This is a genomic window from Corynebacterium sp. MSK004 (assembly GCF_030232515.1).
Taxonomy (GTDB): domain Bacteria; phylum Actinomycetota; class Actinomycetes; order Mycobacteriales; family Mycobacteriaceae; genus Corynebacterium; species Corynebacterium hesseae.
In genome coordinates, this window is the sequence record NZ_JASPKB010000001.1 from 488,642 (window position 1) to 509,996 (window position 21,355).

Annotated in this window: 16 protein-coding genes; 11 read left to right on the forward strand and 5 right to left on the reverse strand. The window is 60.0% G+C overall.

Translation table 11 applies throughout. From position 1 onward, the window contains the following. Positions 1-607 precede the first annotated feature (607 nt). From QP999_RS02335 to efeB, 3 genes are read left to right on the forward strand one after another with little or no spacing between them, the layout of a single operon-like run. A complete protein-coding gene (locus tag QP999_RS02335) occupies positions 608-1,594 on the forward strand; it encodes an FTR1 family iron permease (RefSeq protein WP_101735761.1) in 987 nt (328 codons plus the stop codon). Further along, on the forward strand, positions 1,591-2,877 hold the full coding sequence (gene efeO, locus QP999_RS02340) for an iron uptake system protein EfeO (RefSeq protein ID WP_284847574.1): 1,287 nt from the start codon (positions 1,591-1,593) through the stop codon (positions 2,875-2,877). The genes QP999_RS02335 and efeO overlap by 4 nt, the downstream gene beginning before the upstream one ends. 1 nt (position 2,878) lies before the next feature. Further along, complete coding sequence (gene efeB / locus QP999_RS02345; protein ID WP_101735759.1) at positions 2,879-4,129, forward strand: iron uptake transporter deferrochelatase/peroxidase subunit; 1,251 nt, start codon at positions 2,879-2,881, stop codon at positions 4,127-4,129. A 224-nt stretch (positions 4,130-4,353) separates the two neighbouring features. Here the strand turns inward: efeB and QP999_RS02350 are convergent, their stop codons facing one another. The 4 genes from QP999_RS02350 to QP999_RS02365 are packed head-to-tail and all read right to left on the reverse strand — an operon-like array spanning position 4,354 to position 8,314. Next, positions 4,354-4,725 (reverse strand): hypothetical protein, encoded by a 372-nt coding sequence (locus tag QP999_RS02350; RefSeq protein WP_070596615.1) that lies wholly within the window; start codon positions 4,723-4,725, stop codon positions 4,354-4,356. A 47-nt stretch (positions 4,726-4,772) separates the two neighbouring features. Continuing rightward, the gene (locus QP999_RS02355) at positions 4,773-5,522 is read right to left on the reverse strand and encodes a succinate dehydrogenase/fumarate reductase iron-sulfur subunit (protein ID WP_070521216.1); all 750 of its coding nucleotides are present in this window, start codon (positions 5,520-5,522) and stop codon (positions 4,773-4,775) included. Further along, positions 5,522-7,543, reverse strand: coding sequence for a fumarate reductase/succinate dehydrogenase flavoprotein subunit (locus tag QP999_RS02360; protein ID WP_284847575.1), 2,022 nt, complete (start codon positions 7,541-7,543; stop codon positions 5,522-5,524). Before QP999_RS02360 ends, QP999_RS02355 begins: the two co-directional genes overlap by 1 nt. A gap of 15 nt (positions 7,544-7,558) precedes the next feature. Beyond that, positions 7,559-8,314, reverse strand: coding sequence for a succinate dehydrogenase cytochrome b subunit (locus tag QP999_RS02365; protein ID WP_284847576.1), 756 nt, complete (start codon positions 8,312-8,314; stop codon positions 7,559-7,561). A gap of 401 nt (positions 8,315-8,715) precedes the next feature. Between QP999_RS02365 and ramB the strand changes: the two genes are divergently transcribed. Next, positions 8,716-10,122: an acetate metabolism transcriptional regulator RamB gene (gene ramB / locus QP999_RS02370; protein WP_284847577.1), complete on the forward strand. Its 1,407-nt coding sequence runs from the start codon at positions 8,716-8,718 to the stop codon at positions 10,120-10,122. Positions 10,123-10,226: 104 nt separating this feature from the next. Here ramB and lpdA read toward each other — a convergent pair whose 3' ends face one another. Then, positions 10,227-11,639 (reverse strand): dihydrolipoyl dehydrogenase, encoded by a 1,413-nt coding sequence (gene lpdA / locus QP999_RS02375; protein WP_143334408.1) that lies wholly within the window; start codon positions 11,637-11,639, stop codon positions 10,227-10,229. Positions 11,640-12,285: 646 nt separating this feature from the next. Here lpdA and QP999_RS02380 point away from each other — a divergent pair. From QP999_RS02380 to rfbA, 7 genes are all read left to right on the forward strand, one after another. Beyond that, the gene (locus QP999_RS02380) at positions 12,286-13,716 is read left to right on the forward strand and encodes an alpha/beta hydrolase-fold protein (protein ID WP_284847578.1); all 1,431 of its coding nucleotides are present in this window, start codon (positions 12,286-12,288) and stop codon (positions 13,714-13,716) included. 39 nt (positions 13,717-13,755) lie between these two features. Next, positions 13,756-14,835 (forward strand): alpha/beta hydrolase, encoded by a 1,080-nt coding sequence (locus QP999_RS02385; RefSeq protein WP_284847579.1) that lies wholly within the window; start codon positions 13,756-13,758, stop codon positions 14,833-14,835. A gap of 80 nt (positions 14,836-14,915) precedes the next feature. Next, positions 14,916-16,280 (forward strand): M1 family metallopeptidase, encoded by a 1,365-nt coding sequence (locus tag QP999_RS02390; protein ID WP_154761898.1) that lies wholly within the window; start codon positions 14,916-14,918, stop codon positions 16,278-16,280. Between the two features lie 27 nt (positions 16,281-16,307). Continuing rightward, positions 16,308-17,312: a dTDP-glucose 4,6-dehydratase gene (gene rfbB, locus QP999_RS02395; RefSeq protein ID WP_239248843.1), complete on the forward strand. Its 1,005-nt coding sequence runs from the start codon at positions 16,308-16,310 to the stop codon at positions 17,310-17,312. Positions 17,313-17,318: 6 nt separating this feature from the next. Next, the gene (locus QP999_RS02400) at positions 17,319-18,683 is read left to right on the forward strand and encodes a sugar nucleotide-binding protein (protein WP_144268921.1); all 1,365 of its coding nucleotides are present in this window, start codon (positions 17,319-17,321) and stop codon (positions 18,681-18,683) included. Positions 18,684-18,761: 78 nt separating this feature from the next. Next, positions 18,762-20,195: an ATP-binding protein gene (locus QP999_RS02405; protein WP_284847580.1), complete on the forward strand. Its 1,434-nt coding sequence runs from the start codon at positions 18,762-18,764 to the stop codon at positions 20,193-20,195. Positions 20,196-20,319: 124 nt separating this feature from the next. Then, positions 20,320-21,186: a glucose-1-phosphate thymidylyltransferase RfbA gene (gene rfbA / locus QP999_RS02410; RefSeq protein WP_070534049.1), complete on the forward strand. Its 867-nt coding sequence runs from the start codon at positions 20,320-20,322 to the stop codon at positions 21,184-21,186. The last annotated feature ends 169 nt before the right edge of the window (positions 21,187-21,355 follow it).

Below are 21,355 nucleotides of genomic sequence, written 5' to 3' on the forward strand. Positions count from 1 at the left end.
TGACACCGCTGTAGGACCCACTTCCAGTACTCCCATGTGATGTCTAGCGACTTTTTGGACACGGAGTCCAGGATGTTTTTGGACGGGATGGCTAGTGGCTTTTTGGACGTTTGCGGCGGTGGAATAGCCGGATGGCTATTCCATTGCATAAGCGTAGAAACCAGAATCCATGTCTCAAATCTAGTCATCGATATCTACCGTTTTTGGACAATTGCAGAAACAGCACACGCTGCGCCAACAGCACAAAGCAATCCGGTCTAACTTCGCGCTACATACTCCACAGACGCCCGCACACTGATTTGTCCCCGCACGAATTCAGGGTGTCTGTAGAACGCCTACTCAGAGGTGCGCTCGATAGATTCCAGTTTTCAATGCCACGTGCCCCCGCTTCTACATGGCCTCATGCCGATTATTGTGCGGACTGCACCCCGCAGCCATGATCCCTGAACTGAGTTTCCTCACCTTCGATTCACCGTACGGGTGAGGAAAGGAATTTACTTTCTCATCACACCAAGACTAAGGTTAGGCTCGGCTATTCAAGGGTAGCCTTACCTTTATCTATCGCTACCCTTCGACGAGCCAGGTTACACACGAGAAAGTTCTAAAAATGTTCATTGCAGCTTTCCTGGTCGGCCTCCGTGAGGGCCTGGAAGCATCCCTTATCGTCGGCATGTTATTCGCCGCCATCCAGCGCCGGAGCAGCACTGCCACCGACGAGGGTCACCTGAACACCGCAGCCCGCACTGTGTGGGTCGGCGTGGTCATGGCAGCAGCAATCTGCACGGCACTCGGCGCACTATTCACCTTCGGCCGCTACGGATTGTCCTTCCGCGCCCAGGAAGCGATCGGCGGCATCATGTCACTGATCGCGGTGGCCATGATCACTGGCATGGTCCTCTCCTTAAGCAACAAGGGCGGGAAACTGCGCACCATGCTCGAGGACAAAACGGGCGTTGCGCTGACCAAAGGCACGCAAGCCATGTTCTGGCTCGCGTTCGTCGCCGTTGCCCGCGAAGGCATCGAACTGACCCTCCTGCTGTGGGGTTGGATGACCACCCCTAGTGCGGTCATTGGCGCGTTCGTCGGCATTGGCGTTGCCATCATAATGGGCTGGCTGATCTACCGGGGCGCTCTCCGCCTGGATCTCGGCACCTTCTTCACCTGGTCGAGTGCTTTGCTCATCGTCGTTGCGGCAGGCATCCTCGCCTACGCCATCCACGATCTCCAGGAGGCGCAGTTCCTCCCCGGGCCGTTCTCCGGCGCACCGATTGCCCCCACGCACCCGCGCACCGGCGAGGTCCTGACCGGTTTTGCCACGTACCCGTTCTGGATGGCGTCATTCCCGTTCGGCTGGGCGTTCAACCTCGACGAGTTCATCGACCCTGCCGGAATCACCGCCACACTGCTCCAAGCGTTCACCGGGTTTATGCCACAAATGTCCTGGCTGCAAGTCATTGGTTGGGGCGTATACCTCGCTGTCATTGTTCCAATCTTTGTGGGGCATGTGCGCGGTGGGCGGCGTGGTGTCGCCGGTAAGCCAAGCAACAAAACTTCCTCCACACACAACGAAAACCCACGAAAGGTCTCATCATGAAGCGCTCTCCCGCTATCGTTGCCGCACTCGCACTCACCCTCCCGCTGACTGCGTGCGTGGAAAACAGCACCAGCGATGCCATCGACGTCCAAGCCAAAGAAGACTCCTGCACGGTCGCCACAAACTCAGCGGAATCCGGCACCAACACCTTTTCCATCACCAACTCCGGTGAGCGCGTCACCGAATTCTACCTCCTAGCCGAAGACGGCCTGCGCGTCATCGCCGAACGCGAGAACATCACCCCCGGCAGCACCGCGGACCTCACCGTCCAGCTCGAGCCTGGCTCCTACTTCACCGCCTGCAAACCAGGCCTGCGCGGACCGAACATTGGCCAAGCCGAGTTCACAGTGACCGGCGAAGCGATCAAGTACGACGAATCCGACGAGAAGCGCTTCAACGAAGCCCGCGACAACTACGTCGCCTTTGTCAAGAACGAGGTCGCAGAACTGCTGCCAAAGGTCGAGGAATTCGCCACAGCATACGCCGCAGGGAACGACGGCAAGGCCAAGGACCTCTACGCCGCCACCCGCGTGCACTACGAGCGCATTGAACCGATCGCTGAGGCCCTCGGCGTCCTCGACCCGCGCATCGACTACCGCGAAGTGGACTACATCGCCGAAGCAGACCAGCTCAAGGAAGATGACCCGACCTTCACCGAGTGGCTCGGATTCCACCGCATGGAAAAGGACCTGTGGCCGCCGGCTGCCGACGCCAAGAACGCCGACGGCGCACCCGCCCGCGAGGGATGGGAGCCGTCCTCGCCGCAGAAGCGCCGTGAGATCGCCGACGCACTCGTCGCCGACGTCGAAGCCCTCAACGACACCGTGCAGGCCAATAACTTCGCCGCAGAGAACGACATCACCGTCGACACCGTCTCTAACGGTGCGATGGGCCTGCTCGAAGAGGTAGCCACCACCAAGGTCACCGGTGAGGAAAACTGGTGGTCGCACAAGGACCTCTATGACTTCCAAGCCAACATCCAAGGCTCGCGCATCGCCTTTGACATGGTCAAAGGCATCGCCGCAGAGCGCGGCGACGAAGGCTCGAAGTTGGTCAGCGAGATCGAGCAGCGTTTCGACGCCATCCAGTCCCTCCTCGACGAATACGGCAGCCTGGAAACCGGCTACGTCGACTACGACGAAGTCGACGCCGGCCAGCAAGCAAAACTCACCCGCGCCATCGACGCGCTGCGCGAGCCGCTGTCCAACCTGACCGGCACCGTACTGGGCCTCAACATTGATACTGAGGCTGATGCTGAAGCGGATTCGGGGGCGGAATCCTAAAATGAGCGGGTTCAACCGACGCACCTTCTTGGCGCTTGGCGGTGTCAGCGCCGTCGGGGCCGCCGCTGCCGCCTGCTCGCAGGAAGAATCCCGTGGGACATCTGGCGACATCGACGGTGCTACGAATGACGAGCTGATCATTGACTTCGCCGGCGAACACCAAGCCGGGATTATCACCCCGATGCAAAACAGCCTCCACTTCGCAGCTTTCGACATGGACGAGAAGGCCTCCCGCGATGACCTCGTTGATCTCCTGCAGCGTTGGACCGATGCTGCTCGACGGTTGACGCTCGGCGGCGAAGTCAGTGCTAAGGGTGCGTTCGGCGGTGGTGCGGACTTCCCGCCCGACGATTCCGGTGAAGCCTTCGACCTAGGCCCCTCCGCCCTGACCATCACCATCGGCTTCGGTCGCAGCTTGTTCCGCGACCAGTTCGGCCTGGCTGACAAACTGCCAACCGAGTTCACCGCAATGCCGCCGATGACCAACGACTTCCTCAACCGTGAGCAGTCCGACGGCGACATCTGCATCCAAGCATGCGCTAACGACCCACAGGTAGCTACTCACGCTATACGCAACCTGACTCGCTTAGCTGTACCCGATGCTGCGCTGCGCTGGTCCCAGATCGGTTTCGGCAAAGCCGCCGTGACCACTCGTGAAGAAAGCACCCCACGCAACCTCTTCGGGCAGAAAGACGGCACCGCAAACATCCGTGCCGAAGATGCTGATGCGTTGGATGAGCACGTGTGGATTCCAGCGAGTTCTTCCCAACCCTGGGCAGCTGGGGGAAGCTACCTTACGGCCCGACGCATCGCCATGAACATCGAGGTGTGGGATACCCTGCAGCTCAAGGAGCAGGAGCGTGTCACCGGCCGTGATAAATTCGAGGGTGCTCCACTGACGGGCACCAACGAATTCGACGAACCAGATTTCGCCGCCACCAACGAGCGAGGCCGTCCCGTCATCGACCACGGTTCCCACGTATTCAACGTGCACCCTGATCAAAACGGTGGCATCCGTATGCTGCGCCGTGCATTCAACTTCGTCGATGGTTCCAACGAACAAGGTCGCCTTGACGCTGGCCTGTTCTTCATGGCGTTCACCCGCACCGTGGACCGGTTCGCCACCGTGCACCAGTCCATGTCGCGCGACGAGATGCTTCTTGAGTACCTCAAGACCACCAAAACCGGCACCTACCTCATTCCGCCCGGTGTAAGTGAAATCGGCTTCATCGGTGAGGGAATGTTCTCTTAGAGCCATGGGGGCATGGCACTAAGGCCGCACTCGGCAGAGCACCTAATCTGGTCTCGATACCGCCGCTAGGGGGCGTCGCCAAGCGCCCGCTCCCCCTCTCCTCCCGCCCAGCACCCACACGCCAACAACCCCCACCTCCTCACATGGTCTCCCATGTGTTTGCTTGGAGGTGGGGGTTGTAGTGTCAGTACAGAAACTTAGGCGTTCAACGTCCTAGGAGGTGCCTAGTTGATGCGGCCGGTTTCCTTGCGGTACTGGCGGTAGTAGCGGCGGCCGAAGTGGACGGAGCTGACTGCCAGGATGGCAACAACGACGAGCGCGATAGCGCCGACGATGATGTTGATTTGGTAGTCAGCACCAGCGGTGCCCTCCGGGTAGAGCCACGTACCGAGGCCCCAAATGAGGATGCCGGCTGCCGGCAGGAGCGAGAGAATCAGGCCCATGCCCACCCAGGTGGAGGTGCGCAGCAACGAAGAGTGCGGTGCACCGTAGGATACGGGCTCGTAGCCCTCGATGTAGGAGTCCTGGATCTTGCCGGAGAACTCCGGGTAGGTCTCGCTGTGGTGATCAGCTACTGCCGGGTTGAGGTCGCTCATGGCTGAAACTTTCTCTCGTTCCTGTTAATCCTGTGAATGACTATAGCTTAGTCGTCCTTGCCGCGGAAAGCAGCACGTGCACGTTCGCGGGTAACCGCGGAAACCGCGGTCAGCGGCACACCAGCCGGGCACACATCAGCGCACTCGCCGTAGAGCGAGCAGTGGCCGAAGTTCTGCTCCAGATCGTCCACCATGTTGCGTGCGCGGCGGCCACGCTCTTCCTTGCCCAGCGGCATGAGGGAGAGGTGAACCAGCTTGGCGCCGGTGAACAGGTGAGCAGCGCCGTTCGGGCAGGATGCTACGCAGGCACCGCAGCCGATGCAGGCAGCGTGATCCAGGGCGTACTCGGAGGTCTCGTGGTTGATGTGCAGGGTGTCAGCATCCGGAGCGGTACCCGCATCCATGGATACGTAGCCGCCCTGCTCCATGACGTGGTCCAGCTTGGAGCGGTCCACGATCATGTCCTTGATTACCGGGTAGGCAGCGGAGCGGAAAGGCTCCAGCTTGATGGTGTCGCCGTCCTTGAACTGGAACAGGCGCTGCTGGCAGGCCGGGGTGTTCTGGCCCGGGCCGTGCGGGCGGCCGTTGACCAGAAGGCCACAGGTACCACAGATGCCCTCACGGCAGTCGGAAGCGAATGCGTACGGCTCCTTGCCGGCCTCGATGAGGCCGTCGTTGACGTGGTCGAGCAACTCCAAGATGGACATCTGCTCGGCGGCGTCGTCAACCTGCACGGTTTCGAACTTGCCTTCTTGCGTCGGTCCGGCTTGACGCCAGATCTCAAGTGTCAGTTTCATTACTTGTAGTTCCTTGTCATCAGCGGGATCGAATCAAAGTACAGCGGCTCGGCGTGGCGGATGAACTCGCCCTCAGCAGCGCCCGGCTCCCATGCGGAGACGAAGCACCAGTTCTCGTCATCACGCTCGGCCTCGCCGTCCTCGGAGAGGTGGTCATCACGGAAGTGAGCGCCACAGGACTCGTCGCGGTCGAGAGCGTCAATGCACATGAGCTCGCCCAGGTCGATGTAGTCAGCAACACGCAGACCGTACTCGAGAACCTGGTTCATGTCATTGGCGTCGCCAGTAATGCGGACGTTAGCCCAGAATTCCTTGCGCAGTGCGCGAACCTTCTCGATGGCAACCTTGAGGTCCTCGACGTTACGGGACACGCCACAACCCCAGTAGAGGATGTCACCCAACTGGCGGTGGTAGTACGCCGGGCCGTGCGGATCCTGCCCCTGGATGGACATGAGGCGGTCGATGCGAGCCTGTGCGCGAGCAACAGTCTCGTTGGCCTCTGCCGAGTCCTCAGCCAGCTTGGCCTCACCCAGGTGGTGGGCCAGGTAGTTCGGGATGGTGAACGGCAGGGTGAACCAGCCGTCGACGGAAGCGGACAACAGGGAGTTAGCACCCAGACGGTTCGCACCGTGGTAGGTCCAGGAGCACTCACCGGCGGCGAAGAGGCCGTCGATGGTGGTCATCTCGTTGAAGTCCGTCCACAGGCCGCCCATGGTGAAGTGGCAGGTCGGAGCGATACGCATCGGGGTCTCATAAGCGGACTCACCGATGGCCTCTTCGTACATTTCGATGAGGTTGGAGTAGCGCTCGCGGATCTTGTCCTTGCCCAGGCGCTCGATGGCGTCGCGGAAGTCCAGGTACACGGAGTTGTGCAGCGGACCAACGCCCAGACCCTTGTTGATCTGCTGGGAGATGGCGCGGGAAGCCACGTCACGCGGGACGAGGTTACCGAAGGCCGGGTAGCGGCGCTCCAGGAAGTAGTCGCGCTCCTCTTCCGGAATCTCATTGGCAGGACGGTCATCCTTCTCCTTGATCGGAGACCAGATGCGGCCATCGTTACGCAGCGACTCGGACATGAGGATGGTCTTGGACTGCCACTCGGAGTTGACCGGCAGGCCAGTCGGGTGGAACTGGATGAATGCCGGGGAAGCCAGGTAAGCACCGTTCTCGAAGGCACGCATCATGGCGCCAGCGTTCGAGTTCTTGGCCAGCGTGGACATGTGGTAGACGTTGCCGTAACCGCCGGTACCGAGGATGACTGCATGGCCGGTGAAGGCCTTAAGCTCGCCGGTGATGAGGTTACGGGTCACGATGCCGCCAGCGCGCTTCTTGCCGCCGTCGTTGTAGGTGATGATGTCCTGCAGGTCATGGTGAGCGAAGAGCTCAACGTTGCCCAGACCAATCTGGCGGTAGAGCGCAGACGTGGTGGACAGCTGCAGCTGCTGGCCTGTTTGGCCACGGGTGTAGTAGGTACGGGAAACCTGCACACCACCGAAGGAACGGGTAGCCAGGGTGCCGCCGTACTCGCGAGCGAACGGAGCGCCGATGGCGTTCATGTGGTCGATGACGCGGATGGACTCATAGGCCAAACGCCAGCAGTCGGACTCGCGGCAGCGGTAGTCGCCGCCCTTGACGGTGTCCTTGGTGTGGCGGTAAGCGGAGTCGTTATCCACCTTCTTGTGACGGGAAGAGTTCACACCACCCTGTGCAGCAATGGAGTGCGCACGGCGCGGTGAATCGTGGTAGGTGAAGACCTTGACCTTGTAGCCCAGCTCGCCGAGAGCAGCGGCCGCGGAACCAGCAGACAGGCCGGTACCGACAACGATGATCTCGAACTTACGGCGGTTCAGCGGGGAGACGAGCTCCATGTGGTCCTTCTGGTAGCTCCACATGTCCTTCATCGGGACGCCGTGCGGCTCGTGGGACTCCAGGATGCGGCCCGGCTTAACGCCCGGGACGATGGACTGCGGGTGCGAGAAGTCAGGGTGCTCGCGCTTGAGTTCAGTGTTCGCGTTAGTCATGGGTTCAAAACTCCTTTAGCTGACCCAGCCCAGGGCGACGGACAACGGCATAACAATGTTTGCCAGGCACACGACGGCCGGGACGATGTACGCCAGGACAACAAAAACCTCGCGCCACTTTGCACCAGTGATGCCCAGGTCAGAAGCCGCAAGGCGGATACCGTGGGTCAGGTGCAGGAAGAGGCAGAGCATGGCGACGATGTAGACGATGGTCACCGGCCAGCGCGAGAAGGTTGCGATCATGTTGGCCTTAACGGCACCGTGCGCGAAAGCCTCCGGGGCAATCGGCTGGACACCCATCGTCAGATCCAGAAGGTGGAAGATGATGAACAGGAGAAGCACGATGCCGGTAACCAGCATGCTCTTGGTGGCAAAGGAATCCATGCCGCCCATCAGGTTCGTGCGCTTGAACTTGCCGCGGGACGCCTTCGAGCGAGCGGTCAGGGCAAAAGCGCCGTAAATATGAGCGATCACGCACGCCAGCAAAACGATGCGGATGATCCACAGAAGGTGACCGCTCGGAATCAGCGGATCACCCATGTTGCGCAGGAATGCACCGTAGGCATCGAGGGCTTCCTGGCCGTCGTGAGCCGGCAGGTAAAGCTTAAGGTTGCCGGCCATGTGTCCCACAACGAAGAGCGCGAAGAACAGACCGGTAATTGCCATCGTCAGTTTCAAAGCCCAGGACGGAATTCCTGGCTTAGGACGAATCGTTTCATTAGTAATACGGCCGTGAGCGAGGGCTTCACGGTCAGGATTTTTTACAGACATGACACCTCCATTGTCGCCCTTACCTTACGCAGACCTTCGCGCTGACCACTAGTTATATGTCCGCTTTACATAGCCCTTCCCCCTCCTATAGCCCCCGTATTTAAACGAGTTAAGGCAAGGATCGCCTTAGACACCACACCTCTTTGACCGCTCTACCTTGATCACTTCCTTTTACGCAATATTGACCTTGCGAAAACATTTCACGGATGAGACTTTTGTCACAGGGTGTGGCCTGAGTGACGACCCTACCCCTTTAGGTGTCAAACTTTCGCTTGGTATACACCCCTATCGCCCGCTCGGCACCCCACTAACACCCCCACTTCGCAGCGGAGTTAAAATACTTCACACAATCCTTGCAAAACAATTGTTATGACCGAAAGGCACTAGGTAACCTAGCTCACATGAGCAAGACATACGTGGGTTCGCGCCTGCGCCAGCTGCGCCGCGAACGTGATCTCAGCCAAGCTACTCTCGCCGCTACGCTGGGGCTTTCAGCTAGCTACGTCAATCAGATTGAGCATGACGTGCGCCCCCTTACCGTCCCGGTCTTGCTGAAAATCACTGAAGCTTTTGGCGTGGATGCCACGTTCTTCTCCCGCGATGATGATTCACGTCTGCTTGCGGAAATCCAGGATGTCGTCCAAGACCAGGAAATCTGCCCCTCCCCCGTGGAGCTTCAGGAATTGTCCGAATTGGTCTACAACCACCCCACTGTCGCCCGCACGCTCGTGGATATCCACCGCCGCTACCGCAATATCCGTGACAAGCTCTCGCTCGCCACCGATACCCGCCGCTCGGACGGGAACCAGGCACTGTCCATGCCTCACGACGAGGTGCGGGACTTCTTTTATGCCCGGCAGAACTATCTCGACGAATTGGATATCCACGCAGAGGGAATTGCCGCGGAGCTCGACGTTATCCCTTTCCACATCCGCGACATTGAACAGGCGCTTAATGAGCGGCTCACTTCTAAACACGGCGTAGAGATCCTCACCACCGATCGCATGGACGGCACCCTGCATCGCTTCGACAAGGAGAGTGGCACCCTTCGCCTTGCCAGCCGCCTGAGCGTGGGCCAGCGCGCCTTTCGCATGGCGGCAGAGCTGGGTTTCCTGGAGGCGGGCGCGCTAATCGACGCCCTCGTGGACGAAGAACCCTTCACCTCGGACGCCTCCATCAACCTGGCCAAGCGGGGAATTGCCAACTATTACGCCGCCGCCACTCTGCTTCCCTACAGCCTCATCCATAGCGAGGCCGAGCAATCCGGGTATGACGTGGAATACCTCTGCAACGTCTTTGGCGTGGGCTACGAGACAATTGCCTCGCGCCTCTCCACATTGCAGCGCCCAAACAAGCGCGGAATCCCCTTTACTTTCGTGAGGGTTGACCGCGCCGGCAACATGTCCAAGCGCCAATCGGCCACGGGCGTACACTTTTCCAATTCCGGTGGAACGTGCCCGCTGTGGAACGTGTATGAGTCCTTCGCCCGCCCCAACACCATCTCGCGTCAGCTGGCGCAGATGCCGGATGGACGCAACTACCTCTGGATTTCACGGACGGTGAGCTACCCCCAGGGCCGGTTCGGCGATACCAATAAGCTCTTCTCTATCGGCCTAGGCTGCGAGGCACGCCACGCTAGCCGCACGGTCTATGCCCAAGGCCTCAATCTCGACGCCCTGTCTGCAGCTACTCCCATTGGCGCCGGCTGCCGCACTTGCCCTCGCCAGAATTGTGCCCAACGTGCTTTCCCGGCGATTAACGAAGAACTGGTGGTCGATGCCCACCGTTCCGCCGTTGCACCGTACTAATGAGCCAGTAGCGTCACGGCGCTAAAACCAACACTCCCCCCCCCTCAATCCCTTCGCCGGGATTGAGGGGGGGAGTGTTCTTGTTTTGGCTTCTCGCCTTGGCCTTAGAGGTTAATCATGTGGCCGCCGATGCCCTCGGCAGCTTCCTTCATAGCCTCAGACAGGGTCGGGTGGGTGTGAACGTTACGTCCGATCTCCTCAGCGGTGAGGTCGAAGCGCTGCGCCAGGGTCAGCTCCGGCAGCAGCTCGGAAACGTTGGAGCCCACCATGTGGCCGCCGATGAGCTCACCGAATTCGCCATCAGCAATAAGCTTGACGAAGCCCGCGGTCTCATTGAGGCCGGCTGCCTTGCCGTTAGCGGAGAACGGGAAGGTAGCGACCTTGATGTCGCGGTCGGCAAACTTCTCACGAGCCTGCTCCTCGGTGTAGCCGAAGGAGGCAACCTGCGGGTTGCAGAAGGTGGCGCGCGGCATGTTCATGTAGTCACCCAGCAGCTGGGTCTCAGCGCCGGCGATGACCTCAGCGGCCACGACGCCCTGCGCCTCAGCCACGTGTGCGAGCTGCAGCTTCGCGGTGACGTCGCCGATGGCGTAAATGCCCTCAACGTTGGTGCGCATGTAGTCATCGATGGCAATGGCGCCGCGCTCGGTGAGCTCGACACCGGTGTTCTCCAGGCCGAATCCCTCGGTGCGCGGGGCAAAGCCGATGGACACCATGCAGCGATCCACAGTCAGCGTATCGGTCTTGGAGCCGTCCTTGGACTCGACCTCAACGGTGACATTGTCACCGTTGTCCTTGATAGCGGTGGTCTTGTAGCCGGTCAGGAGCTTCACGCCGAGCTTCTTGTATTCCTTGGCGATAGCCTTGGACACATCCTTGTCCTCGTTCGGCAGGACGCGGTCCATGAACTCCACGATGGTCACGTCCACGCCATAGTTGGCCAGAACGTAAGCAAACTCCATGCCGATGGCGCCTGCGCCAACGATCACCATGGAATCCGGAGCCTCATCGTTGAGGATCTGCTCCTCGAAGGACACAATGTTGCCGCCGATTTCCACGCCCGGAAGGGAACGAACGACGGAGCCGGTGGCGATAATGCAGTTATCAAAGGTAATGGTCTTACCCTTGTCATCGCCCTCGGTAATCTCGATGGTCTTGGCGTCCTTGAAGGAGCCCAAGCCATTGATCTCCGTAATCTTGTTCTTCTTCATCAGGTAGTGCACACCCTTGACGATGCCCTCCGACACCTTGCGGGAGCGCTTGTGCGCAACGCCGAAGTCGAAAGAAACATCGCCAGAAATACCAAAGGCCTTTGCCTCATGGTTGAAGGTGTGTGCAACCTCAGCGTTCTTAAGAAGAGCCTTGGACGGGATGCAGCCCACGTTGAGGCAGACACCGCCCCAGTACTGCTTCTCAATAACGGCAACCTTCTTGCCCAGCTGGGCAGCGCGGATGGCGGACACGTAGCCGCCGGGGCCCGCGCCGAGTACTACAACGTCAAAATGTTCATTAGTCACGTTCTACAGGATACGTAACTTTAGGCTCGCTGTCCCACCACCCCCGCCCTGCACCCACTGGACAGCCCATAGCAGTCAGGATGCTGTAAACACCTTTGGGCAAAAATAAACCCTTAACCCCCAAGACGGGGATTAAGGGAAAGAAACGAGGGCACAGCCCTCAACAGATTATTTAGAACAGACCCCAGTCCAGGGCGATCTTGGAGGACGTCGAGGAGCCAGAGTGAGCAATCTGGCCCAGTACCTGGTTGATAGAAACGAGGATGGTGTCAAAAAAGTTCATTCTTCTTCTTTCTATTGTTGTTCAAGCGGCGTGTGCGGCTTCATGCGGCACCTTCCAGCGAGGCTACAGCGATGCAGGACGGTCGCCGCCAAAAGCGGTCACGGTACCTAGCTCCACTAACGAAGGAGACGGCCGTTGCGTTACATAGCCCACGAATAGGCGCGGAAAGATTATGACACGGTTTTCACTTCAATACCACCATTCACTTTTATAACTTGGTATGTTTAATCTGACTACCCTTATCTTCGGGGGTGCTGGATTACCCATCTATCAGCGCTTTTGCCCATGTCAAGGGTGGTTTGTCCGGAGCATCTTTTAAACTTGCCCCTACATTTCCGCTCATCACCTAGAAAGCGAGATTCCATGAAGATTGCGCGCTCTCTCACGACGCTTGCGGCGGCCTCCGCCTTAGCCCTCGGCGCCGTCGTTTCCCCTATCGCCAGCGCATCCGACATCAAACCGGAGCAAATCAGCGGTGAGGCTACGCCGTCCCAGATTTCCGATATCGACCTTTACGCCGAACTCGAGGAGTACCTGCCCAAGGAGGCCGGCAACCCGTCGCCTTCCCGCGAGCAGTTTGAGGCTTCCTTCGACAAAAAAGTCACCTTTAAGAACGTCGATATCAAGAACATCCCGGATGACAAAAAGTGGATGGGCTATGTCTTCAAGTACTGGGATTATCGCCACAAGGTGAGGGGCATCAAGGCCACCGCGCCTGCAATGGGCCGCGACGTTCCCCTCGCAGTGATCACCCCGGACGGCACCTTTGATACTTCCCGCCCTACCCTCTACTTGCTCAACGGTGCCGGCGGCGCCGAGCAGGGCATGGACTGGATTGTCTCCACCGTGGCCAAGGATCTTGATCCGAAGACAGAGAAGACTCAGGACCTCGTTCACTATTACGCCAACCGCAACGTCAACGTTGTCATCCCGCAGGCGGGCGCTTTCTCCTACTACACCGACTGGCTGACCACACCGGACCGCAGCTACCTCAAGGGCCCGCAGAAGTGGGAGACCTTCCTGACCAAGGAGCTACCAGGCCCGCTCGAGGATTACATTAACGGCAACGGCAAGCGCGGCATCGCCGGCATGTCCATGTCCGCAACCTCCTCGCTGGTGCTGGCCCAGCACAACCCGAACTTCTACGATGCCATCGGCTCCTACTCCGGTTGCGCTGCTACCTCGACGCCGCTGCCGAACTTCTACTCGCAGCTCACGGTGAACCGCGGTGGCGGAAGCACCGAGCAGATGTGGGGACCAATGGGCGGTGACTACAACCGCTACAACGATGGCCTCATCAACGCCACGAAGAACAACATGGGCAACTCCAAGGTCTACGTTTCCGCCAACTCCGGTTTGGCTGGGGCAACTGACTTGGGCTCGTCCAAGATTGATGCCTTGGGCTCGTCCCAGGCCTTCAAGTCCTCCTCCACCCTCGTGGTTGAGGGCGGCGTCATCGAGGCAGCCATGAACGCCTGCACGCATGACCTGAAGGCAAAGATGGAGCGTGAGGGCGTCGACGCGGTCTTCAACCTGCGCAACACCGGCACCCACTCCTGGCCGGGCTGGCTGGATGACATCAACTCCTCCTGGCCTACCTACGCACGCGCCTTCGACCTTCCCGTTGATCCAGCCGCGCCTGTAGCGACTGCGTATTCAGCAGATGCGGAATCGGACGCTAACGAAAAGGCCGCCGATGCCGATAGTCAGGATGCGAAAAAGGCGGAGGCGGAAGCAGACACCGAAGGCCTCGCCGATTCCCTGCCAGAAGATCCTGCGGTGACCGAGCAGTAAGCTCTTTTCGCCGTACCAATTGTTGAAAAAAGGAACGTAATGAAGCGTCTCAGCTCTCTCCTCGCCGCCGGCGCGCTCAGCGCAGCCGCGCTAGTCAGCCCCGTTGCAGGTGCTGCCACCATCACCCCGCAGCAGGTTGCGGGTGACACTGCCCTATCCACCATCTCGGACCTGCAGGTCACCCCAGAGGTGGAGAGCCAGAAGTGGTATGACCACTACAAGGATGATGCCCGCGTTCTCAAGCTGGAAGCTACGTCGCCGGCCATGAACGGCCGCGCCATTCCGCTGGCTGTTATCCCAGCCAAGAACCCGGACCGCCCGACGGTCTACCTGCTCAACGGCGCTGGTTCCGCCGAGCAGGACTCCGACTGGCTGTACATGTCCGATGTCGTGGATTTCTACACGGACAAGGACGTCAACGTTGTGGTTCCGCAGGCGGGCGCCTTCTCCTACTACACCGACTGGTTGGAAGAGCCTAACGGCAAGTACCTCAAGGGCCCGCAGAAGTGGGAGACCTTCCTGACCAAGGAGCTGCCTGGCCCGCTGGAAGCTCGCCTGAACGCAAGCAATAAGCGCGCCATCGCCGGCATGTCCATGTCCGCAACGTCCTCGCTGCTGCTTGCCCAGCACAATCAGGGCTTCTATGACGCGGTCGGTTCCTTCGCCGGCTGTGCCGCAACCGCCTACCCCACCGAGTACGAGTTCCTGCGCCTCACCGTCAACCGCGGTGGCGGCCAGCCGGAGCAGATGTGGGGCCCAATGGGCTCTGCCTACAACCGCTACAACGACGCCCTGATGAACTCCGAGAAGCTGCGCGGCACCAAGCTGTACATCTCCTCTGCATCGGGCTTCGCGGGTGAGCAGGATACGCCGTCTTATTACATCAACAAGGGATACAACCCGGCGGCTGCTTATCTGGGCTCAGCGCAGCTGCAGGTAGAAGGCGGCGTCATCGAGGCGGCCGTGAACCACTGCACCCACATGCTCAAGGCAAAGCTGGATCAGCAGAACATTCCGGCAAACTACAACTTCCGCAATGTGGGTACGCACTCCTGGCCGGGCTGGCGCGAGGACCTAGTGAAGTCCTGGCCTACCTTTGAGGAAGCCTTCAACTCCTAAACAGCAAGCCGCGCACGTCACACCGTGCGCGCTCCCCTGGCTTCGGACAAGCCGGACAAGGGCGGTAGGATAGCGGCATTATGAAGCTGCTATCCACCGCCCTTTCGCATATCTCAGCCGCTCGCGACCGCGCCGCACTCACTCGAGATAGCTACACGGGGGTGGATTTCAACCTCGGCTTCGAGGTCACCCACTATGACTTGGATCTGACCTACCGCGTGGAGCCCAACCTGCTCCAGGGTGAAGCCGTGCTCCATATTCGTGCGCTGGAGGACCTAGACAAGCTCACCCTCGACCTCGGCGGCGCTATGGTGGCTCGCCGCATCACGGCGAAGCACGCGCCGCGCGTGGCCAAATTCCGCCTGTCCGGCGGAAAGCTGCGCCTAAACTTTGCCGACATGATCGCCGAAGGCCAAGAGTTTGAGCTTTGCATTCGGTATGGCGGAGCACCCCGCCCGCTGCGCACGCCGTGGGGTGACATCGGGTGGGAAGAAACAGAGTCAGGCTCGCTGGTGGCCAGCCAGCCCAACGGCGCCCCCAGCTGGTTCCCCTGTGATGACACTCCGTCCGCGAAGGCCACCTACGATATTCGCATCACCGCGGATGATCCTTTCGTTGTCATCTCCAACGGCAAGCTGGTCTCTCGCCGCCGCGCGGGCGGATCCATGACGCGCTGGCACTACCGCGTCAAGCACCCTATGGCCACCTATTTGGCCACGGTCCAGGTCGGCGAATACATCGACATTCCCCTCGGCCCCAACGTCCGCGCGTGGGCGCCGGCCCGCCTCAAGCAGGTGGTACTCGAAGAATTTGCCCAGCAGCAGGAGATGGTGGATTTCTACTCCGCACTCTTTGGCCACTACCCCTTCTCCGACTACCAAGTAGTCATCACCGACGATGAGCTGGAAATCCCCCTCGAAGCCCAGGGCTTGTCCATTTTCGGTTCCAATCACGTCAAGGGTGATCACGTCTTCGAGCGGCTCATCGCGCACGAGCTCTCCCACCAGTGGTTCGGCAACTCCGTGGGCCTTTCGGAGTGGAAGGATATCTGGCTCAACGAAGGTTTCGCCTGCTACTGCGAGTGGCTGTGGTTCGAGCATGCGCATGGCCGCCCAGCACATGAATCGGCGCGCTCGCACTATCAGGTGCTGGCCCGCAAGAAGCAGGACATCGTGCTCAGTGATCCTGGTACGCGCGATATGTTTGATGACCGCGTCTACAAGCGCGGCGCTCTGACCGTCCACGCGCTGCGCTGCCTCGTAGGCGATGAGGCCTTCTTTGCCACGGTGCGGGACTACCTCACCGCAGCGCAGCACTCGGTCGTGACCCCGGAGGACCTCATCAGCCGCATGCGCAAGGTTGCTGAGAACCCGGGTGACGTCGACAAGCTCGTGGCACAGTGGCTGGATCAACCGGCGCTGCCTCATTTCCCCACAGTCGCCTAAACAGGGCATGCTCTAAACTGGGAGACCATGCGCAGACTGCTTGTTACCGGCGGCGCCGGCTTTATTGGTGCAAACTTCGTGCGGCTCGTGGCCCAGCAGCGCCCGGAGGTGGAAATCACCGTCCTGGATAAGCTCACCTACGCGGGCAACCGCGCCAACCTCGACGGCGTGGACGCCGAGCTCGTGGTGGGAGACGTAGCGGATGAGGGGGTCGTCGACAAGCTCGTAGCGCACGCCGATACCGTGGTGCACTTCGCGGCGGAATCCCACAATGACAACTCCCTGCGGGATCCTTCACCCTTCCTCCACACCAACATCATGGGTACCTTCGTGCTGCTGGAGGCCTGCCGCCGCCACGATGTGCGCCTCCATCATATCTCCACCGATGAGGTTTTCGGGGACCTGGAGATTGGCGCCGATACCTACTTCACCGAGGAGACTCCCTATAACCCGTCTTCGCCCTATTCGGCCTCGAAGGCCGGTTCGGATCACCTGGTGCGCGCGTGGGTGCGCAGTTTTGGGCTGCGGGCAACCATTTCGAATTGCTCCAATAATTACGGCCCCTACCAGCACATTGAGAAGTTCATTCCGCGGCAGATCACCAACCTGCTTCTAGGCCAGCCTGCGAAGCTTTATGGCACGGGCGAGCAAGTGCGGGATTGGATTCACGTGGATGACCACAATGAGGCGGTGCTCGCCATCCTGGACCGCGGGCGCCTTGGGGAGACCTATAACATCGGCGCCGACCAGGAGGATACGAATAACCGCCAGGTCATCGAGATGATCTGTGAGCTCATGGGGGCGACGGATAATGGTCGGGCGCGTTTCGAGCACGTGGCGGACCGCCCGGGCCATGACCAGCGCTACGCCATGGATGCCAGCAAGCTGCGCCGCGAGCTGGGCTGGGCCCCGCGCTACACGGATCTGCGGGAGGGCCTGGCCGCCACCATTGAGTGGTACCGCACCCACGAGGAGTGGTGGCGCGCGGGCAAGGAAGAAGTCGAAGCCAACTATGCGAAGCAAGGACAATAAATAGCCATGAAGGTGCAGTCAACGGCCATCGAAGGCCTGCTCATTGTGGAGCTCGACGTCCACGGGGATAACCGCGGCTGGTTCAAGGAGAACTGGCAGCGCGAGAAGATGGTGGCGGCCGGCTTGCCAGACTTCCAACCGGTGCAAAACAACGTTTCCTTCAATGCGGAGAAGGGTGTCACGCGTGGGCTGCACGCGGAGCCCTGGGACAAGCTGGTCTCCGTGGCCTCCGGCCGGGCCTTCGGCGCGTGGTGCGATCTGCGTGAGGGCTCTGCCACCTTCGGGCAGCTGGTGACTCACGAGCTACGCGAGGACGTGGCGGTCTTCGTGCCGCGCGGCGTGGCGAACGGTTTCCAGGCGCTGGAGGCCTGCGCCTACTCCTACCTGGTCAATGACCACTGGTCCCCGGATGCGGAATACACCTGCGTCAACCTGGACATGGTGGACTGGCCGCTGGAGCCGACGGAGATCTCCGACAAGGACAAGGGGCACCCCGCGCTTGCCGACGTCTCCCCCATGCCCCCTCGCCGCATCCTGGTCACCGGGGCCAACGGGCAGCTGGGCCGCGCCCTGCAGAAATTCCTGCCCTCCGCTGGCTTGGGTGCGGTGGAGTTCTGCGGGCACGAAGATTTCGATATCACCAACCCGCCTGCCCGCCCGTGGAAGCAGTACTCCGCCATCATCAACTGCGCGGCCTATAACGATGTCAACGGTGCGGAGGACGATCGCGCCGCGGCCTGGGCGGTCAACGCTTCCGCACCGGCGAAGCTCGCGCGGATTGCGGCAGAGAATAACCTGACCTTGGTGCACGTGTCCAGCGACTACATCTTCGACGGTTCTAACGAGGTCCACTCCGAAAAGGAGATGCCTTCCCCGCTGTCGGCCTACGGGGCGTCGAAAGCCGCGGGCGATACCGCCGCGCAAACCGCCCCGCGCCACTATGTCATCCGTACCTCGTGGGTCTTTGGCGATGGCGCCAACTTCATGTCCACGATGCGCTCGCTGGCGAATAAGGGGGTCAAGCCCTCCGTCATCCACGATCAGCGCGGGCGCCCCACCTTTGCCGAGGACCTCGCCAAGGGCATCATCCACCTGCTCAAGACCGAAGCCGAGTACGGCGTGTACAACATCTCCAACTCCGGTGATGCGGTGGGACGCGATGAAATTGCCATGGCCGTCTTCACCGGCGTGGGCCAGGACCCTGCGGATGTCACGCCGGTGAGCACCGAGCAGTACCGCGAGATCGCCGGGCCCGAGGCTCCCCGCCCGAAGGAGTCCACCTTCGATCTGTCCAAGATTGAAGCCACCGGCTTTAAACCTATGAATTGGCGGGCCGCTTTGGCACTCTACCTGGGGCTTTACCCAGCATAACACTCAACATAACACTTAACTTCCCACGTGTTATGTTATGTGTTATGTTGAGTGGCATGTAGAGAGAAAGGCCTGCTCATGACCCCTTCTGAGCTTGATGAGTTAATTGCACAGCTGCGAGTTATCGGCAGCGATAAGCAATCCGTAGAGGTAAAATCTTCCGTCAGCAAGGAAGTACTTTCCACGCTCAGTGCCTTCGCAAACGGGGACGGCGGGACGCTCATCATCGGCCTTTCAGAGCAGGACGGCTTCACCCCAGTTAAGAAGTTCTCTGCCTCCACCGCCCAAGACCAATTGGAGACTCGCTGCCAACAGCTCATCCCGCCGGTCCGCCCGCAAATCGACATCATCGAATTTGAAAGCAGCAACATACTCGTCGCAGAGATTGACGAGCTTCCCGCGCGCGATAAGCCCTGCTATGTGGCCGAAAGGGGGCTGTACAAAGGGAGCTATATTCGCACCGGCGATGGTGATACGCGCCTGTCCCAGTACGAAGTAAATCGACTCGTTGAAGAGCACACACAACCAACCTGGGATGAGGACGCCATCCCGGATGCCACACTGGAAGACATTGAGGGTGCCACTCTTGACGCCTTCCTCCAAGTGCAGAAAGAGCGCCGCCCCAAGACCTTTGCGAATGGACAGGACACAGCCCTCAAGCGCCTGCGAGTCCTCAAGGACGGCCGCCCCACGCTGGCCTCACTTCTTGTCATGGGAGACTACCCGCAGGAGTTCTTCCCTCGATTAACGGTCACCTTCGCCCTGTTCCCCGGAACGTCGAAAGGTGATGTCACCACGGGCGTTCGCCTTCTCGACAGCGCTACCCTTCACGGCACGATTCCAGAGCTCGTGAGCGAAGGCATCGACATCGTAAAGAAGAACATGCGCACCGCCGGCTTTATCGGCGATAAATCCCGGACCGCACTTCCGGATTATCCACTGGTCGCTGTTCGTGAAGCACTAGTCAATGCGCTCATGCACCGTGACTACTCCCCGACCGCTCGCGGCAGTCAGGTGCAAATCAACATGTTCGTTGATCGCTTGGAAATCACCAATCCGGGAGGCCTATATGGCGGGGTTACTCTCCGAAATCTTGGAGAAGCCGGCGTCAGCTCTACCCGCAATCAACGCCTAGCCACGTTCCTAGAGGACATTCCCTTGCCAGAAGGCGGCGTCGCCGCAGAGAACCGCGGCACGGGCATCGCCACCATTCATCAGGCCTTAGCTGATGCACTCATGCCCAAACCGGAAATTATCAACCGGCTCGACAGCTTTACCATCATCTTCCACCGCCGCAGGGTAGCCACCCAGGAACGCTATGGCACCGCACGTGACCATGTGGAACACCTGCTCCACGGCAGCCCGTCCGTATCGACAACCGAATTAGTTGAGGCTACAAAGCTCAGCCGGACAGCGGTCCAGAAAGCACTGAATGAGCTCATCCGCGATAACATCGCCGAAAAGACTGAACCCGGACGCAGCCCTAAGCAGCGCTACAGGCTGCGCAAATAGAGCATAACACTCAACATAACACTTAACTTCCCACATGTTATGTTATGTGGGAAGTTAAGTGTTATGCTCGCCAGCCCGCGCCGCCGCACCCCAGCGCGAGACCCCTCCGATAAGCTTAAAGCCTATGAAGGGCATCATTCTCGCAGGAGGTTCTGGGACCCGCCTCTACCCCATCACCAAGGGCATCTCGAAGCAGCTCATGCCCATCTATGACAAGCCGATGGTCTACTATCCCCTGACCACCCTGATCCAGGCCGGCATACGCGAGATCCTCATCATCACCACCCCAGAAGACCAGGCCGCCTTCCAACGCCTGCTTGGCGATGGCTCCCAGCTCGGCCTCATGCTGCACTATGCGGTGCAGCCGCGCCCCGAAGGCTTGGCCCAGGCCTTCCTCATCGCCGAAGACTTCATCGCCGAGGATGACGTGGCCCTTGTCCTGGGTGACAACATCTTTGACGGCCACGGCTTCTCCACCGCGCTGAACGAATGCCACCGCCCAGACGGCGGCATCATCTTTGCCTACGAGGTCTCCGATCCGCAGCGCTATGGCGTTGTGGACTTTGACTCCGCAGGCCAGGCTCTATCCATCGAGGAAAAGCCCGCCGCGCCCAAGTCCAACCACGCTGTGGTCGGCTTGTACTTCTATGACAATTCCGTGGTGGAGATTGCCAAGTCCATCACGCCCAGCGCGCGCGGGGAACTAGAGATCACCGCTGTCAACGAGGAGTACCTGCGCCGCGGGCGGCTACGCGTCAAGCGCATGCAGCGCGGTGATGTCTGGCTGGATACCGGCACGGTGGACTCCATGAGTGAGGCTTCGGCCTACGTCGAGGTGATGCAGAAGCGTACCGGCACCGTCATTGGTTCGCCGGAGGTCGCAGCCTTTGCGGAAGGCTTCATCGATGCCGCGGCACTCACGGAGCTGGCAGAGCCCCTCCTGAAGTCCGGCTATGGCCGTTATCTTCTCGCCGCTGCCCAAGAGGGCTGAGACCGAGGTACATATCGATCAAATAAGGTCCGAAAACCAACGGAATCTGAGGCCTTATTTGATCGATCCGTACGTGCTTAAGCCTCCCCGCCTAGTTTCAGGACGTCCTTAAGCATCCCCGCCCTGTATCAGGAGCCGCCTCACCCAAACGGGTCTAAACGCGTTAAGG